Origin of the sequence: Pontibacillus sp. HMF3514 (genome assembly GCF_009858175.1) — a bacterium.
In the GTDB taxonomy this organism is placed as follows: domain Bacteria; phylum Bacillota; class Bacilli; order Bacillales; family BH030062; genus Pontibacillus.
In genome coordinates this window covers 301793-319117 of the sequence record NZ_CP047393.1, presented here as the reverse complement: position 1 = coordinate 319117, position 17325 = coordinate 301793, and the positions used below count along the sequence as shown (strand labels likewise).

At 41.5% G+C, this 17325-nt stretch carries 13 protein-coding genes, 2 tRNA genes, 2 rRNA genes and 1 riboswitch; of the genes, 6 read left to right on the top strand and 11 right to left on the bottom strand.

Annotated elements, in window-relative coordinates; translation table 11 throughout:
• The first annotated feature begins 195 nt into the window (after positions 1-195).
• The 3 genes from GS400_RS01860 (at position 196) to GS400_RS01850 (ending at position 1752) form a co-directional block, all read left to right on the top strand.
• On the top strand, positions 196-900 hold the full coding sequence (locus tag GS400_RS01860) for a CPBP family intramembrane glutamic endopeptidase (RefSeq protein ID WP_160098552.1): 705 nt from the start codon (positions 196-198) through the stop codon (positions 898-900).
• 8 nt (positions 901-908) lie between these two features.
• Positions 909-1115: a YdiK family protein gene (locus GS400_RS01855; protein WP_201450128.1), complete on the top strand. Its 207-nt coding sequence runs from the start codon at positions 909-911 to the stop codon at positions 1113-1115.
• Between the two features lie 97 nt (positions 1116-1212).
• On the top strand, positions 1213-1752 hold the full coding sequence (locus GS400_RS01850; RefSeq protein WP_160098550.1) for a GNAT family N-acetyltransferase: 540 nt from the start codon (positions 1213-1215) through the stop codon (positions 1750-1752).
• Between the two features lie 147 nt (positions 1753-1899).
• Here GS400_RS01850 and GS400_RS01845 read toward each other — a convergent pair whose 3' ends face one another.
• From GS400_RS01845 to moaC, 3 genes are all read right to left on the bottom strand, one after another.
• On the bottom strand, positions 1900-3309 hold the full coding sequence (locus GS400_RS01845; protein WP_160098548.1) for an MDR family MFS transporter: 1410 nt from the start codon (positions 3307-3309) through the stop codon (positions 1900-1902).
• A 158-nt stretch (positions 3310-3467) separates the two neighbouring features.
• Positions 3468-4133 (bottom strand): redox-sensing transcriptional repressor Rex, encoded by a 666-nt coding sequence (locus GS400_RS01840; RefSeq protein WP_160104490.1) that lies wholly within the window; start codon positions 4131-4133, stop codon positions 3468-3470.
• 19 nt (positions 4134-4152) lie between these two features.
• The gene (gene moaC / locus GS400_RS01835) at positions 4153-4632 is read right to left on the bottom strand and encodes a cyclic pyranopterin monophosphate synthase MoaC (RefSeq protein ID WP_160098546.1); all 480 of its coding nucleotides are present in this window, start codon (positions 4630-4632) and stop codon (positions 4153-4155) included.
• Between the two features lie 281 nt (positions 4633-4913).
• Between moaC and GS400_RS01830 the strand changes: the two genes are divergently transcribed.
• The 3 genes from GS400_RS01830 to GS400_RS01820 all read left to right on the top strand — a co-directional run bounded on the left by GS400_RS01830 (position 4914) and on the right by GS400_RS01820 (position 10618).
• Positions 4914-6845: an ABC-F family ATP-binding cassette domain-containing protein gene (locus GS400_RS01830; RefSeq protein WP_160098544.1), complete on the top strand. Its 1932-nt coding sequence runs from the start codon at positions 4914-4916 to the stop codon at positions 6843-6845.
• 154 nt (positions 6846-6999) lie between these two features.
• A riboswitch (cobalamin riboswitch) is annotated at positions 7000-7185 on the top strand.
• A gap of 139 nt (positions 7186-7324) precedes the next feature.
• Positions 7325-9562 carry a ribonucleoside-diphosphate reductase subunit alpha gene (locus tag GS400_RS01825; protein ID WP_160098542.1) on the top strand — a complete coding sequence of 746 codons (2238 nt, stop codon included), beginning with the start codon at positions 7325-7327 and terminating at the stop codon, positions 9560-9562.
• A gap of 15 nt (positions 9563-9577) precedes the next feature.
• Positions 9578-10618: a ribonucleotide-diphosphate reductase subunit beta gene (locus tag GS400_RS01820; RefSeq protein WP_160098540.1), complete on the top strand. Its 1041-nt coding sequence runs from the start codon at positions 9578-9580 to the stop codon at positions 10616-10618.
• A gap of 268 nt (positions 10619-10886) precedes the next feature.
• Here GS400_RS01820 and tsaD read toward each other — a convergent pair whose 3' ends face one another.
• The 8 genes from tsaD to GS400_RS01780 form a co-directional block, all read right to left on the bottom strand.
• On the bottom strand, positions 10887-11903 hold the full coding sequence (gene tsaD / locus GS400_RS01815; protein ID WP_160098538.1) for a tRNA (adenosine(37)-N6)-threonylcarbamoyltransferase complex transferase subunit TsaD: 1017 nt from the start codon (positions 11901-11903) through the stop codon (positions 10887-10889).
• Positions 11900-12346 carry a ribosomal protein S18-alanine N-acetyltransferase gene (gene rimI / locus GS400_RS01810; RefSeq protein ID WP_160104489.1) on the bottom strand — a complete coding sequence of 149 codons (447 nt, stop codon included), beginning with the start codon at positions 12344-12346 and terminating at the stop codon, positions 11900-11902. The genes tsaD and rimI overlap by 4 nt, the downstream gene beginning before the upstream one ends.
• 5 nt (positions 12347-12351) lie before the next feature.
• The gene (gene tsaB, locus GS400_RS01805; RefSeq protein WP_160098536.1) at positions 12352-13047 is read right to left on the bottom strand and encodes a tRNA (adenosine(37)-N6)-threonylcarbamoyltransferase complex dimerization subunit type 1 TsaB; all 696 of its coding nucleotides are present in this window, start codon (positions 13045-13047) and stop codon (positions 12352-12354) included.
• Positions 13044-13502 carry a tRNA (adenosine(37)-N6)-threonylcarbamoyltransferase complex ATPase subunit type 1 TsaE gene (gene tsaE, locus GS400_RS01800; RefSeq protein ID WP_160104488.1) on the bottom strand — a complete coding sequence of 153 codons (459 nt, stop codon included), beginning with the start codon at positions 13500-13502 and terminating at the stop codon, positions 13044-13046. The genes tsaB and tsaE overlap by 4 nt, the downstream gene beginning before the upstream one ends.
• A gap of 325 nt (positions 13503-13827) precedes the next feature.
• A tRNA-Asp gene (locus GS400_RS01795) sits at positions 13828-13904 on the bottom strand.
• Positions 13905-13969: 65 nt separating this feature from the next.
• A tRNA-Met gene (locus GS400_RS01790) sits at positions 13970-14046 on the bottom strand.
• A gap of 89 nt (positions 14047-14135) precedes the next feature.
• Positions 14136-14251, bottom strand: a 5S ribosomal RNA gene (gene rrf, locus GS400_RS01785).
• 66 nt (positions 14252-14317) lie between these two features.
• Positions 14318-17235, bottom strand: a 23S ribosomal RNA gene (locus GS400_RS01780).
• Between the last annotated feature and the right edge of the window lie 90 nt (positions 17236-17325).

The following is a 17325-nucleotide window of genomic DNA, read 5'->3' as shown; positions in this document are numbered from 1 at the left end:
AGGGCACACTAGCCTCTGGGAGCCCGAGCTAGACATCTCAGAATAACCTCCTCCACTTTTCAAACAAGTTAACAACCACACCCTACACCATTATGACACCCTATGTACAATCTAAACGTTTCAATTTGATTCTAAATTTGTGTTACAATACGTAGAATGGAACAAACGTGTACAAACTAAGGGGAGTCGTTCATTTTGCCAAACAGATATTGGTATGTCATCATAACTTACATTGTTATACAACTTTCCGGAATTATTGGATATCCAATCTTACACTCCATCACAGGAATGACTGACCAAGGTCAGATTGCTGCATATTGGAGCTTGATAAGTTTTCCTTTAGGCCTAGTCCTCATTCTATTCATTTTAAAACCGGATATGAAGAAAACTTCATTAAGAGAAGGATCTTCAACGGGGAACTTAATCTTATGGAGCTTCTTGGGGATCTTACTTGCCTATGCAGGTCAGATTGTAGCAGGTCTTATTGAACTTGCACTCGGTATTCAACCCGAGTCGCAAAACACTCAAAACTTAATGGAAATTGCGAAAGCGACACCTGCTTTCATAATCATTATCGCTTTAATTGCACCAATCTTAGAGGAAATCATTTTCCGGAAGATAATTTTTGGATCCTTATATAAAGTAACGAACTTTTGGATTGCAGTTTTTTCATCATCGCTCATATTCGCTTTTGTACACTGGGATTTCGAGCACATCTTAAAGTATAGTGCGATGGGCTTTGTTTTTGCTTTCCTTTATGTAAAAACCAAACGAATCATTGTACCGATTATTGCTCATATGATGATGAATTTAATTGTTGTACTCATTCAGTTAAATGTCGACATTGAAAAAATGGAAAAACAGCTAGAAGAATTACAGACTATTTTAATTGGAGGCTAAAACGGATCATGCGAACGTCACCATTATTTATGGCCTTTTTGTATTTTTTAATGGGGGCTGTATTCACTTATATAGCCGTTCAAAGCGCTAACGAGACGATATGGAACTTTACGACAATCATCTTAGCTATAGTGGCTACTTTTGACTTTGCAGTTGCTATACGATTGTTTTCTTTACATTTCCGTATTAACAATTCAAAGAAAGATGATAAGTAAGAGGCCTTTTAAACCATACTCTATATTGGCCGATACAATAGGTAGGCAGACTCGATAGCTGAGTCTGTCTCTTTTATATGATGAGAGGAGAATTATGATGAGTACATCCATGTTACAAGGGGAACGAATTTCCCTAACAGCTTTACATAAAGAAGACCTTCCCCACATCGTGAAGTGGCACCAAGATGCAACATTTATGCGTTTACTTGATGCAGTAGCCGCTAAACCAAAGACATTGCAAGAAATTGAGAAATGGTATGAGAATAACAAAAACTCAAGTAACGGTTTTATCTTCGGGATCCGAGACCATGAGGAACAGTTTCTTGGATACGTTGAGCTGGACGGCATCCTTTGGAACCAACGAAATGGATGGTTATCGATCGCCATTGGTGCGGATCACCAGGGGAAAGGAATCGGAAAAGAAGCGATGCAGCTTTTACTCCGCTTCGCTTTTGATGAATTAAATCTTCATAGAGTGCAGCTAACGGTATTCGAGAACAATGACCGTGCGATAAAGCTTTATGAGTCACTAGGTTTTACAAAAGAAGGGTCTCATCGTGAGTTTTTATATCGGGATGGTAAGAACTATGATATGTTCCTTTATGGGTTATTAAGAAGAGAATGGAACTCGAAATGATAAATACTTCCGCTTGGTGCGGGAGTTTTTTATTGGGGTGAAGTTTGTCTGTTACTGTTGAAATCCCTCTAGTTTTGATGTATCGCCTTCTCTACAAAATCCAACAAAAAACGCAATAGAGATGAATAGCTCTATTGCGCTCGATATTTAAGATGTTGCTTCTTCTTCATCATTGTCCGTGCCCTTCATCATTAATGAAAATGGAATGGCTAAGAAAAGTACTGCTGCTGACACAAGAAACGCTTCATTTAATGTTTGCAACGTTGCTTCTGTCATATCCATACCCGTGCTCGATAGAATCGCACGTCTTGTTTCATAGTAGACGGAAAAAAAGACAATTCCGAATGAGGAAGTGATTTGACGTAATACATTATTCATCGCAGATCCTTGGGCAACCAAAGGATCTGGAATAGCGTTCATTCCAGCAGTCGTCGCTGGCATATTACTCATTCCCATGCCCCCACCGCGAATGGCGTTTAATATGAGGATTAACCAATATGGTGTGGATAGCTCGAGAAAACCAAGTCCAACTGTAGCTGATCCCATGACGAACAATCCAATTGGTATCACGGACTTCGGACCACGCTTATCCAGAATCCTACCACCAAGTCGCATAAAGATCCCACTTAATGCAGCTGCGGGTAAGAATAACAATCCTGTTTTAATCTCATTTAGACCATATACTTCTTGAATTAAAAGAGGTAGAAGAAATATACCAGAGAATAACCCAATCGAAGCCGCTCCCGTTACTACAATGGAAAAAGAGTATGTCGGCACTTTAAACACCGATAAATTCAATAATGGTTGTTTCCTTCGATTTTCATAAAGAACAAATAGAATGATGGCTATTACCCCACCAACAATCAAAGCAATATTACTGTTGGTCGTTAGTGTTTCAAGCTTCTTCCCTCTTCCTAAGGCATACAAAATAGATCCAATACCTAGCGTTACAAGAATGAAGCCACCGATATCAAACTTCAACCCAGTATCTTTTTCTGTTTCCTTTAAGTATTTTGTAGACAATATAATGCCGGTTAATGCGAAAGGAATATTAAATAAAAACAAAAATGGCCAAGAAAAGTACTGAATTATCACGCCACCTACTGTAGGTCCAATAGCTGGTGCAACCATTGCTGCAATTCCGTATGTACCTACAGCAATCCCACGTTCATTTTTAGGGAAAGCATGGAAAATGAGTGCCATTGCAATTGGCATCATAAGCCCTCCTGCTATACCTTGAATCGCACGAGAAACAATCACTATCCCTAAGTTAGGGGCCAATGATCCAGATATGGAACCGACTATAAAAATAGATAGCCCACTTAGATAGACCTTTTTCTTCCCAAACCGATCACCAAGATATCCTGTTATAGGCATTGTCATACCCATAGCGACCATAAAAATGGTGAGCATCCAACCCACACTAACGGCATCCGCTTCAAAAATTTTCATAAAACGCGGTAAGGTTGGATTCAACATGCTGTTATTTAAAATGACTGTGAATGTTCCAAATAACACGGAAACGACTACGAGCCACTTGTTAGATAACTTACTCATGGTGTATCCCCTCTTCCATATATTTCGACTTCCGAACTATTCTCTACTATACCATAACGCTAAACTGAATGTTATTGAAAAAACTCAGTATTGTCTTACCCCTATTTAGGTTGAGGTAAAGCAATAAAAAACATAAAAAAGAGGCCTTTTAAGCCCCTTTATATATCCACTGAATCCTCTTGTCCTTCTTCAAGCGGGTAATGTTTTAAAAAGTAAACCAATGCTTGTAGCTCAACAGCTAAATCAATGTGATGAACGCGAACATGCTCTGGAACTGAAATACGAGCTGGTGTGAAGTTCAATATCCCAATGAATCCAGCTTCGATTAACCGATCCGCAATCGCCTGAGCTGCTTGAGCCGGTACGGTTAAAATAGCTACATTAACATCGTCAGGTAAATGTTCTTCTAAATCATCTATCTCAAATACCGGTACACCACCGATATTTGAGCCTACTTTTTCATTATGTTTATCAAAAGCAATTTCGATTTTTGTGTTATTGTTTTTGGTAAAATTGTAATGAAGAAAAGCTGTTCCAAGGTTTCCTACACCGATTAAGGCAACCTTTGTGATTTCATCTTGATCTAACGTTTTTCGAAAGAACGATAAGAGGTAATTAACATTATAGCCGTATCCCTTTTTCCCAAGAGCTCCAAAGTAGGAGAAATCTCTGCGAATAGTGGCGGAATCGACCTTAACCGCATCACTTAATTCCTTGGATGATACACGCTGTTTCCCTTGACTATGCAAATTACTAATGAACCGATAGTACAATGGCAAACGTTTCGCTGTTGCTTGCGGTATTTTCGTTTGATCTAAATCCATATCCATCATCCATTCCCCCTTATCGTTTATAATCTCCACTCTTGCCGCCAGTCTTTTCTAATAAATAGGTTTCACCGATAACCATTCCTTTATCCAAAGCCTTACACATGTCATAAACGGTTAAAGCAGTCGCAGAAGCTGCTGTTAAAGCTTCCATTTCAACACCTGTACTGCCTTTCGTTTTCACCTGACTAGTAATTAGAAGACGGTAGCTATCTTCTTTTACCTCCCAGTCAAAAGAGATATCGACACCTTTTAACTGTAAAGGATGGCACATAGGAATCCAATCAGATGTGTTTTTAGCAGCCATGATCCCAGCTACCTGAGCGACTGATAACACATCTCCCTTTTCCATTGTCTTTTCTGTTATATTTTTATAGATTTCTTGATTAACTACAATACTTGAACGAGCCGCCGCAATTCGAACACTGTCATCCTTTGTTGAAATATCCACCATACGTGCTCGTCCCTGTTCATTTATATGTGTAAAATCAGACACACTCATTTCCCTCCATAACTATTCTATTGAAGAAGAATGCTTCTTTATTTGATCATTAAGTTCATTGTTCATAGATGTCTAGCTCCAGCGCCCTGTGACTTGTGTGTATCGCTCACCTCCGCACGATAAGTCAACATCGAATCACCCGTTCTTCGTGTTTCCTTATATGCGTCCTGCGTCTCACTCCTACACATACGTCACTACCCGGGCGCTTACGCTTTTCTTACTCCTTGCTTAAAGCGTTTTGCTTAGATACACTTAACACATTGAGGTGAACGATCATGATTTTAATGCAAGTGAATAATATTACAAAACGCTTCGGCGCTGATCTTATTTTATCGAATATTAAATTAGAAGTACACAGTCATGACCGCACAGCTATTGTCGGACGCAATGGCGCAGGGAAATCTACTCTATTAAAAATTATGGCTGGAGAAATGAATTTTGAAGAAGGCGAGCTTCATAAATCGAAAGACGCCTCTTTAGGATATTTAGAACAACACACAGGCCTAGAGTCTGATAAATCCATCTGGGATGAGATGCTAACGGTCTTTACAGATCTCATCAAAATGGAAAAAGAACTTCGCAGTATGGAGCAAAAAATGTCAGATCCTTCGATCATGGAGGATCATAATCAATATCAAAAGCTCCTGCAAGACTATGACGAGAAACAGCTCCGATTTAAAAGTGAGGGTGGTTACCAATACGAAGCTAATATTAAGGCTGTCCTAAATGGCCTCCAATTCCATGATTTTGACCTTGAAACACCTATTGCTACGTTAAGTGGTGGCCAAAAGACACGCTTAGCTCTTGGTAAACTGCTTTTATCTAAACCTGATATTTTAATTTTGGACGAGCCTACCAACCATCTGGATATTGAAACGTTAAACTGGCTTGAACAATACATTCAGGGCTATCCGGGAGCCGTTGTAATCGTGTCGCACGACCGTTACTTTTTAGATAAAGTGGTAAATACCATTTATGAGATTTCTCGACATTCTTCTGAGAAGTTCCTTGGTAACTACACGAAATACTTGGAACAAAAAGCTGCAAATTACGAACGTGATTTAAAGCGTTTCGAAAAACAGCAGGCTGAAGTAAAACGACTAGAGGAATTTGTACAAAAAAACATCGCCCGTGCAAGTACGAGTAAACGCGCACAGAGTAAGCAAAAGCAACTTGAAAAAATGGAGAAAGTGGATAAACCACAAGGCGATTTGAAGTCTGCTAAATTCATGTTTGATATTGAACGTCGAACAGGGAACGATGTCTTAAAAGTTCGAGATTTGGCGTTTCAATATCCAAATGCAGATAAAACGGTCTTTTCAAATGTTTCATTCGATATGAATCGACAAGACCGCCTTGCCTTAGTAGGCCCGAATGGTGTCGGAAAAACAACGCTACTCAAAACCATTATCGGTGATTTAGAACAAAAGCACGGAACCATTCAGCTCGGATCAAACGTTCAACTAGGGTACTACGACCAGGAGCAAGCAAAACTCAGATCATCCAAAACGGTCTTACATGAGTTATGGGATGAGTACCCAATGATGGATGAGAAAGATGTTCGTACGGTGTTAGGGAACTTCTTATTCTCAGGAGATGATGTATTAAAATCAGTGAATGAGTTAAGTGGTGGAGAAAAAGCACGTGTCGCATTAGCGAAACTCATGCTTCAGAAGGCAAACGTCCTTGTACTGGACGAACCGACCAATCACCTTGACTTAGATAGTAAAGAAGTATTGGAAGCCGCTCTAGCTGATTATCCAGGCACGATTCTATTTGTTTCCCACGACCGTTACTTTATCAATCGTATCGCCACTCAGGTTCTTGAGTTAGAAGGTGACAGTACGACACTTTACCTTGGTGATTACGATTACTATGTTAATAAAAAACAAGAGGAACAAGAGATTGCAGAGTTAGAACAAGCAGAATCACAGCCTCAATCCACTCAAACAACACAAACAAAGGTCGATTATGAACAAGATAAAGCACAAAAGCGAGAAGAGAGAAAACGCCAACGAAGAATCGAAGAAATTGAAGAAGAGATTTCAGCATTAGAAGAAACCATCGAAAAGAATGATGACCTATTGTGTGATCCTGAAATCTATCAAGACCACGAAAAATCACTAGAACTTACTCAAGAGAATGAACAAGCGAATGAAAAGATGGAAGCCCTTATGGAAGAATGGGAACAACTTCAAGAGGATTAAGAAAACACCAACCTAGTACTAGGTTGGTGTTTTTAATAGATTCCATTACTATTCTTCATTATAAAATTCAAGGCTTGATTTCTTAGCCTATCTCTTATAAGCTATACACAATATATAGTTAATAATAAAAATAAAAATAAAAATACCATATATAGAATTTTTCGAGTTAAAAGGTGCCTATACTTAGGCATAATAGGGAATCTGGTGAAATTCCAGAACTGTCCTCGCAACTGTAAGTGTGGACGAAATGAGAGATTCCACTGTGTTGGTTCAACATGGGAAGGTCTCAGAGTAGGACGATACACAAGTCAGGAGACCTGCCTTTGCTCGATCGAGTTTCTTTTTCTTCGGGGATTGAGAAGATGAAACGATAGCATCAACAGATCGAGCCTAGGCGCCGGTTCGTGCTGTTGTACTATCGTTTGATCCGTTCTCTGAAGAAAAGAGAACGGATTTTTTTATTATAGGAGGCGATCATCATGTTTACTCAAGAAAAGAATGGAACAGAAGTTGAATCGATTTTACAAAAAGTCGAAAAAGAATTCCCTCATCTAGATATCATAACTTTTCGAGAAGAAGTTAACCGTATTTCAGAAACTAAATCCACAAGCAACATCGACCAGATGTACCATGAAATGATATTGAAAGGCTTAGATCAGATGGATGAATATGAGCCAGATTGGACGTATGTATGTGCTCGTATTTTTGCTCAATCTCTATACGAACAAGCTAAAAAACAACGTAACCATGAAGGCTCTACTCCTTATCCGAATTTTCATCAACTTATCGAAGAATTACATAACAAAAACATATTCAGTGATGTTATTCTTCAGCACTACTCTCGCAATGAAATCGAGGAGCTTGGACAAGAGATTGATCCAGAACGTGATGACCTGTTTACGTATATCGGCTTAAAAACATTAGCAGACCGCTATCTTGCACGAGATCATGAAGGTTATTTATATGAATTGCCGCAAGAGCGCTTTATGGTGATTGCCATGACTCTAATGGTTAACGAAGAACCCTCCAAACGCGTAGAACTTGTAAAAGAAACTTACTGGGCACTCAGTCATTTATATATGACGGTCGCCACGCCTAACCTTGCCAATGCAGGAAAAAGCTATGGTCAACTATCTAGCTGCTTTATTGACACAGTAGATGATAGCTTACAAGGGATTTTTGATAGCAATACGGACATTGCTAATTTATCAAAAAGTGGTGGAGGACTCGGCGTTTATTTAGGCAAAATCAGATCACGTGGAAGTGATATTAAAGGGTTTAAAGGGGTTAGCTCAGGTGTTATTCCTTGGATGAAACAACTGAACAACACTGCCGTAAGCGTAGATCAGCTCGGGCAACGTCAGGGTGCCATCGCAGTCTATCTTGATATTTGGCACCATGATATTTTTTCATTCTTAGATGCTAAGTTAAATAACGGTGACGAACGCCAGCGTACACATGATATTTTCACAGGAGTCACCCTTCCTGATTTATTTATGGAAGCTGTCGAAAAACGTGAAGATTGGTATTTATTTGACCCTCATGAAATTCGACAAAATATGGGCTTTAGTTTAGAAGACTACTATGATGAACAAGATGGCGAAGGAAGTTTCCGCGAAAAATACTGGCAATGCGTAGAGGAGCCCAGTCTAAATAAAAAGCGTGTTCCAGCTATAGACATTATGAAACGCATCATGGTTTCTCAACTCGAGACTGGGACTCCTTTTATGTTCTATCGAGACGAAGTTAATCGCAAAAATACAAACAGCCACAAAGGAATGGTTTATTGTACTAATCTCTGTACGGAGATTGCGCAAAACCAAAGTCCAACAACGGTTCAAGAGCATTTCACAGAGGACGGCAAAATTATTACGGTTAAAGATGCCGGAGACTTTGTTGTGTGTAACCTATCTAGCATCAATTTAGGAAAAGCCGTTCCTGCCAATGTGTTAGAACGATTGATTCCGATTCAGGTACGAATGTTGGATAACGTTATAGATTTAAACAAGATCCCTGTTTTACAGGCTGAATTAACGAACCAGCGTTATAGAGGAATAGGTCTTGGAACATTTGGCTGGCATCATCTTTTAGCTTTAAAAGGGATCCAATGGGAATCTGAAGAAGCTGTGGATTTTGCTGATACTTTATATGAACAAATAGCCTACCTCACAATCAATGCAAGCAATGAGTTAGCTGTGGAAAAAGGGGCTTATCCATATTTTAAAGGTTCGAAATGGGATACAGGAGACTATTTTAAGGATAGAGGCTACAACAGTCCTATGTGGAAGGACCTTCAAAAGAAAGTATCAGATCAGGGCGTACGTAACGGTTACCTGATGGCTGTAGCGCCTAACTCATCCACCTCTCTTATAGCAGGAAGTACGGCTAGCATCGATCCGATTTTCAAAAAGTTCTACTCAGAAGAGAAAAAGGATTATAAGATCCCGGTTACCGTTCCAGATTTAACGCCTAATACGTATTGGTTCTACAAATCAGCATACGACATCGATCAACAATGGAGTATTCGACAAAATTCTGCACGCCAACGTCACATCGACCAATCGATTTCTTTTAACATCTATGTAAAAAACACCGTACAAGCAAAGGAATTACTGAACCTTCATCTCAATGCATGGAAGGAAAAATGTAAAACGACCTATTACATGCGCTCCACTTCAACTGAAGACATTGACGATTGTGAAAGCTGTTCATCATAAAGGAGGAAGAAAAATATGAATACGATCCATGAACGAAACTTATATGACACAAATGCTCCTAACAGATCTACAGGCATTATTAACGGAGAGAGCTCTAACGTATTAAATTGGGACGATGTCCGTTTTAAATGGGCCTACCCGATGTACAAAAACATGCTTGCAAACTTCTGGATCCCAAGTGAAATCAACATGGCTAATGACCTCCGTCAGTGGAAGGAACTTTCAAGTAAGGAACAAGACTCTTTTAAAAAGATCATTGGCTTACTCGCCTTTCTTGATTCGATTCAAACGGATTACAGTGCTAAGGTTGCAGACTACTTAACGGATTCGAGCCTAACAGCACTTATGCAAGTACTCTCTTTTCAAGAAGTTGTCCACAATCAGTCTTATTCATATGTTCTATCCTCTCTTGTTGATAAACAAGAACAAGACGAGATCTTTGAGTATTGGAAACACGATGAGATTTTATTAGAGCGAAACGCCTTTATAGCAGAAGGATACAAAAAATTCACGGAAGAAAAAACTGTGGATAGCTTCCTTCGATCGATTGTATATGATGTAGTTCTAGAAGGTTTATTCTTCTATGCAGGCTTTGCTTTCTTTTATAACCTTGCACGAAATCAGAAGATGGTCTCAACAAGCACCATGATCAATTATATTAATCGCGACGAACAACTTCACGTAAACTTATTTGTCCACATTTTTAAAGAAGTCTTAGACGAGAACCCATCCTATAAAACAGATGAATTATATGAGTTTGTAACCAATACGTTTAAAGAGGCAGCAGAACTAGAAATTAAGTGGGGACATTACATTATTGGAGATCACTTTGAAGGACTGTCTATGGATGACATTGATGCGTATATCAAATTCATGGCCAATAAACGTTGTAAAGAACTTGGCGCGGAAAAACCCTTTGAAGGATACTCTAAGAATCCATTAAAGTGGATAAAAGCGTATAAAGACGTGAATAGTGGAAAATCTGATTTCTTTGAACAAAAATCTCGCCAGTACACAAAAGTAGACTATCAAGATAACGGATTTGATGATTTATAAAAAAAGCGCAAGTGGCCGTTCAACAACAAAGGGACAAGTACCATAAGTGGACTTGTCCCTACTCATAATATGCTAATTATTGTAAAAAACAGTTATCCACTCATCCACACAGTTATTCACATATAAAGAAGGATAATAATCGTTTTTCACAAGTTTATACACATTATCCACAAGAAAATGCGAAGTTATCCACAATTTTTACCCACATAATGAAAGCCTTAACATCATTGTTTAATAAAAAGTTATCCACATGTGAATGGATAACTTTTTACAATGGAAGTCCTGGATTTGCATTCATATCCCATCCAGAACGCTCTCCCTTATTAAAGGCGATCGTACCTGCAGCTGCAATCATTGCTGCATTATCTGTACATAAATGAAGAGGTGGAATCAGTAATTCTAAACCTTCTTCATCAGCAAAAGTAGCTTCAAGTTTTTCTCTTAACCCCTTGTTTGCAGCTACTCCTCCAGCCACAATAACTTGCTTCACACCATATTCTTGAGCAGCCTTATGTGTCTTTGTGGACAACACGTCGATAACACTCTCTTGAAAGCTTGCTGCAATATTTTCAGGCAACAGCTCAATATTTTTTTGTTTAGCATTGTGTAAGGTGTTAATAACTGAAGACTTTAATCCACTGAAACTAAAATCATATGATCCCTCTTCTAACCAAGCACGTGGAAAATCAATCGTAACTTCTCCTTCATGTGCTAAACGATCAATATGAGGACCACCTGGATAAGGAAGCTGTAAGGTTCGTGCTACCTTATCATAAGCCTCACCTGCAGCGTCATCACGTGTTTCCCCTATAACTTCATAAGAACCATGCTCATTCATTAGGATCAGCTCTGTATGACCTCCTGAGACAACAAGAGATAATAAAGGAAATTCAAATTCTTTTAAGAGACGATTTGCATAGATATGTCCTGCAATATGATGAACCCCAACAAGTGGTTTATTATGGGCAAAAGCCAATGCTTTTGCAGCATTAACTCCTACTAAAAGAGCACCCACTAATCCAGGTCCCTCTGTAACAGCTATAGCATCCATATCTTCCATAGACATATCAGCTTCGTTTAGCGCTTCTTCCAGTACCATCGTGACCTGCTCAACATGATGCCTTGAAGCAATCTCTGGCACTACACCACCGAATCGTTTGTGACTATCAATTTGTGATGCCACTACATTTGCAATCAATTCACGACCATTTTTAACAATCGCTACAGCCGTTTCGTCACAACTCGTTTCAATACCTAATATATACTGATCTTGATATTCACTCATAATTTCACCCACATCACTAAAGCATCTTCCTGGTTATCGGTATAATAACGTTTACGTATCTCACCAGGAATTAGTCCGTATTTTCGATACATTTTCTGTGCAACGATGTTTGATACACGTACCTCTAATGAGAGCTGAATAGCACCAGCTTCTCTCGCTTTCTCTAAAACATGAGAAAATAAAAAATTCCCATATTTGTAACCACGGTAATCAGGCATAATCGCAATATTTGTTATATGAGCCTCATCAATGATTAACCACAGCCCACAATAGCCAATGATAACACCATCTAGCTCCATTACATAATACGTAGCATAAGGATTTTCTTTCAACTCATAAAGAAAAGAATCCCATGTCCAAGGAGTTGCAAAACAAGCCTCTTCGATATCCAAAAGCGTATTAATATCATCTTCTACCATAGTGCGGACAACAGGGGGAGCCATTTTCATTAGGACTCCTGTTGCTTCTGAATCCATTTGGCTTCAGCCTCTGCAAGACGTAAGTAGTTCGGAGTCAACGAATGAACATCTACAGGTTCCTTAGTCATCGCAATCTTCGCTAATACACCTGTTTGTGGTAAATGAACGGGTAAATCAGGTAAAATGGCTTGTTCTCCAAGAGTATTAACGATTGTTTCACGATGAGCATCTAAATCATGACTCAAAAACATGATAGGCTGATGATACTCTTTTAATGATTCAAGCCAATCTTCCATTAATATATTTACTTCTTCATTCTCAGATCGTAATTCTCTTTGCTCCTTCTGATAAAGGCCAGTATAAACCTGTCCTCTTCTCGCATCAAAAAACGGGCAAATAAGGCTGTTCGAATAAAAACCGTTGTATGCTAACAACTCCAAGCTAGACATCGCTACAATAGGAATATTCAAAGACCATGCTAATGTTTTAGCTGTTGTTAATCCAATACGTATTCCAGTAAAAGAGCCTGGACCATTTGCAACAGCAATACGATCTAATTCACTAGGCTGCAAACCAGCTTCACTCATAAGTTGATTGATGACAGGCATTAATTGAACAGAATGATTCTTTTTAATATTTTTGGTGTACTCTGCAACAACCAGGCTATTTTTTATTACAGCTACTCCTAGCGGTTGATTTGAAGTATCTATGGCTAACACATTCATTTTACTAACTCCTCGCATACACGAATATAGTGGTCTCCTTTAGGCATCAGCTTAATACTGCGCATATCTCCTTCAAGGTACGATAGTCTAATATCTAAACGATTAGACGGAAGAAACTCCTCAATAAAGTGGGCCCACTCTATTACAGAAACGCCATTACCGTAGAAATATTCATCAAAGCCAATATCTTCATCACTATCTTCTAAGCGATAGACATCCATGTGATATAAAGGAAGCCTCCCTTTATATTCTTTCACTATTGTAAAGGTAGGACTATTCACTGTGCGTTTAACATCCAACCCTTTAGCTAAACCTTTTGTAAACGTCGTTTTACCAGCCCCAAGATCTCCTTCTAGCGTTAAGACATCTCCTTCTTGAAGTAGCGTCCCTAGTCGAGATGATAGATCCATGGTTTCATCAGGAGATTGAGTTTGAATGGTAAAAGTTTGTTCCATGACACGTTCACCAACTTTCATGTAAAACCTCGATTTCATGCTAATCTATATCATAGCAAAAACAAGTGGAAAAAGAAAAGTGCAGGCGCCCTGGGTAGCAACGTATATGCTGGACTGAGCCGAAGTGAGATAAAGGAAACACGATGAACCTGCGAATCGATGTTGACTTATCGACCGGAGGTGAGGGAAGCATACTAGTTGCTACCCAGGGCGCTGTAGCTAGACATCTGTGAATTACCACTTATAAAAAATGGCATAATAAAAGCCTTAGGAGATTTCCTAAGGCGGATGTTATATATTATATGTATTGGTGTAAAAATCAAAGTGGCGGTCCGGACGGGACTCGAACCCGCGACCTCCTGCGTGACAGGCAGGCATTCTAACCAACTGAACTACCGGACCATTATGTAAGTAAAAAAATTGGTTGCACTTTTCTAGTACTACACGAAATTGTAATTGAAATAAATTGGTTGCGGGGACTGGATTTGAACCAGCGACCTTCGGGTTATGAGCCCGACGAGCTACCAGACTGCTCCACCCCGCGATAATAAAAAGTATTAAATTTAGTACCTGCTCTAAGAATTCATGACATCCTTAGATCCTCCCATTTTCGGGAAGTATTGAAATATACAGGCTTGGCGGCGTCCTACTCTTGCGGGGGCGAAACCCCGACTACCATTGGCGCTGAAGAGCTTAACTTCTGTGTTCGGCATGGGAACAGGTGTGACCTCTTCGCCAAAGCCACCAAACCTATATAGTTGAAGGATATACCTTCAAAACTAGATAAGAGACATCGTAACGTTTTTTCAATAGAGATAGATAAGTCCTCGATCGATTAGTATCAGTCAGCTGCACGTGTCACCACGCTTCCACCTCTGACCTATCAACCTTGTCGTCTACAAGGGATCTTACTCACTTGAAGTGATGGGAAATTTCATCTCGAGGGGGGCTTCATGCTTAGATGCTTTCAGCACTTATCCCGTCCACACGTAGCTACCCAGCTGTGCTCCTGGCGGAACAACTGGTGCACCAGCGGTGTGTCCATCCCGGTCCTCTCGTACTAAGGACAGCTCCTCTCAAATTTCCAACGCCCACGACGGATAGGGACCGAACTGTCTCACGACGTTCTGAACCCAGCTCGCGTACCGCTTTAATGGGCGAACAGCCCAACCCTTGGGACCGACTACAGCCCCAGGATGCGATGAGCCGACATCGAGGTGCCAAACCTCCCCGTCGATGTGGACTCTTGGGGGAGATAAGCCTGTTATCCCCGGGGTAGCTTTTATCCGTTGAGCGACGGCCCTTCCATTCGGTACCGCCGGATCACTAAGCCCGACTTTCGTCCCTGCTCGACTTGTAGGTCTCGCAGTCAAGCTCCCTTGTGCCTTTGCACTCTGCGAATGATTTCCAACCATTCTGAGGGAACCTTTGGGCGCCTCCGTTACTTTTTGGGAGGCGACCGCCCCAGTCAAACTGCCCACCTGACACTGTCTCCGGGCCGGATCACGGCCCTGGGTTAGAATGTCAGTACAGCCAGGGTAGTATCCCACCAATGCCTCCACCGAAGCTGGCGCTCCGGTTTCCAAGGCTCCTACCTATCCTGTACAAGCTGTACCAACATTCAATATCAGGCTACAGTAAAGCTCCACGGGGTCTTTCCGTCCAGTCGCGGGTAATGCGCATCTTCACGCATAGTATAATTTCACCGGGTCTCTTGTTGAGACAGTGCCCAAATCGTTGCACCTTTCGTGCGGGTCGGAACTTACCCGACAAGGAATTTCGCTACCTTAGGACCGTTATAGTTACGGCCGCCGTTTACTGGGGCTTCGATTCAGAGCTTCGCAAGAAGCTAACTCATCCTCTTAACCTTCCAGCACCGGGCAGGTGTCAGCCCCTATACTTCACCTTACGGTTTCGCAGAGACCTGTGTTTTTGCTAAACAGTCGTTTGGGCCTTTTCACTGCGGCTCCTCCTTATGAAGGAGCACCCCTTCTCCCGAAGTTACGGGGTCATTTTGCCGAGTTCCTTAACAAGAGTTCTCCCGATCACCTTAGGATACTCTCCTCGTCTACCTGTGTCGGTTTGCGGTACGGGCACCACTTTCCTCGCTAGAGGCTTTTCTTGGCAGTGTGAAATCAGGGACTTCGGTACTATAGTTCCCTCCCCATCACAGCTTGTGTTTGATGCACGGATTTGCCTATGCATCACACTCACTGCTTGGGCGCGCACATCCAATGGCGCGCTTCCCTTATCCTACTGCGTCCCCCCGTTGCTCAAACGGAAAGGAGGTGGTACAGGAATATCAACCTGTTATCCATCGCCTACGCCTTTCGGCCTCGGCTTAGGTCCCGACTAACCCTGAGCGGACGAGCCTTCCTCAGGAAACCTTAGACTTACGGTGGAAGAGATTCTCACTCTTCTTTCGCTACTCATACCGGCATTCTCACTTCTAAGCGCTCCACCAGTCCTCACGGTCTGACTTCACAGCACTTAGAACGCTCTCCTACCATTGTTCAAAGAACAATCCGCAGCTTCGGTGGTATGTTTAGCCCCGGTACATTTTCGGCGCAGAGTCACTCGACCAGTGAGCTATTACGCACTCTTTAAATGATGGCTGCTTCTAAGCCAACATCCTGGTTGTCTAAGCAACTCCACATCCTTTTCCACTTAACATACACTTAGGGACCTTAGCTGGCGGTCTGGGCTGTTTCCCTTTCGACTATGGACCTTATCACTCATAGTCTGACTCCCAAAGATAAGTCGATGGCATTCGGAGTTTGACTGAATTCGGTAACCCGATGAGGGCCCCTAGTCCAATCAGTGCTCTACCTCCATGACTCTCACTTTGAGGCTAGCCCTAAAGCTATTTCGGAGAGAACCAGCTATCTCCGTGTTCGATTGGCATTTCACCGCTACCCACACCTCATCCCCGCACTTTTCAACGTGCGTGGGTTCGGGCCTCCAGCCAGTGTTACCTGGCCTTCACCCTGGACATGGGTAGATCACACGGTTTCGGGTCTACGACCACATACTCAAATCGCCCTGTTCAGACTCGCTTTCGCTGCGGCTCCGTTTCTTCAACTTAACCTTGCATGGGATCGTAACTCGCCGGTCCATTCTACAAAAGGTACGCCGTCACCCATTAACGGGCTCCGACTACTTGTAGGCACACGGTTTCAGGTTCTATTTCACTCCCCTCCCGGGGTGCTTTTCACCTTTCCCTCACGGTACTGGTTCACTATCGGTCACTAGGGAGTATTTAGCCTTGGGAGATGGTCCTCCCGGATTCCGACGGAATTACACGTGTTCCGCCGTACTCAGGATCCACTCCGGAGGGAACAAGATTTTGATTACAGGGCCGTTACCTTCTTTGGCTGATCATTCCAGATCGATTCATCTATCTTGTTCCTTGGTAACTCCAAAGGAGTGTCCTACAACCCCAGAGAGCAAGCTCTCTGGTTTGGGCTAATTCCGTTTCGCTCGCCGCTACTCAGGAAATCGCGTTTGCTTTCTCTTCCTCCGGGTACTGAGATGTTTCAGTTCCCCGGGTCTGCCTTTCTTAACCTATGAATTCAGTTAAGAATACCGCCCCATTACGGGCGGTGGGTTTCCCCATTCGGAAATCTCCGGATCGTAGCCTACTTACGGCTAACCGAAGCATATCGGTGTTTGTCCCGTCCTTCATCAGCTCCTAGTGCCAAGGCATCCACCGTGCGCCCTTATTCACTTAACTATCTCAGTTGCCAGATGAGCGAATATCATCTGGTGTGAATGAAAAAATTGCGTTGGTTTGATGTCTAATTCTTATCTAGTTTTCAAGGTA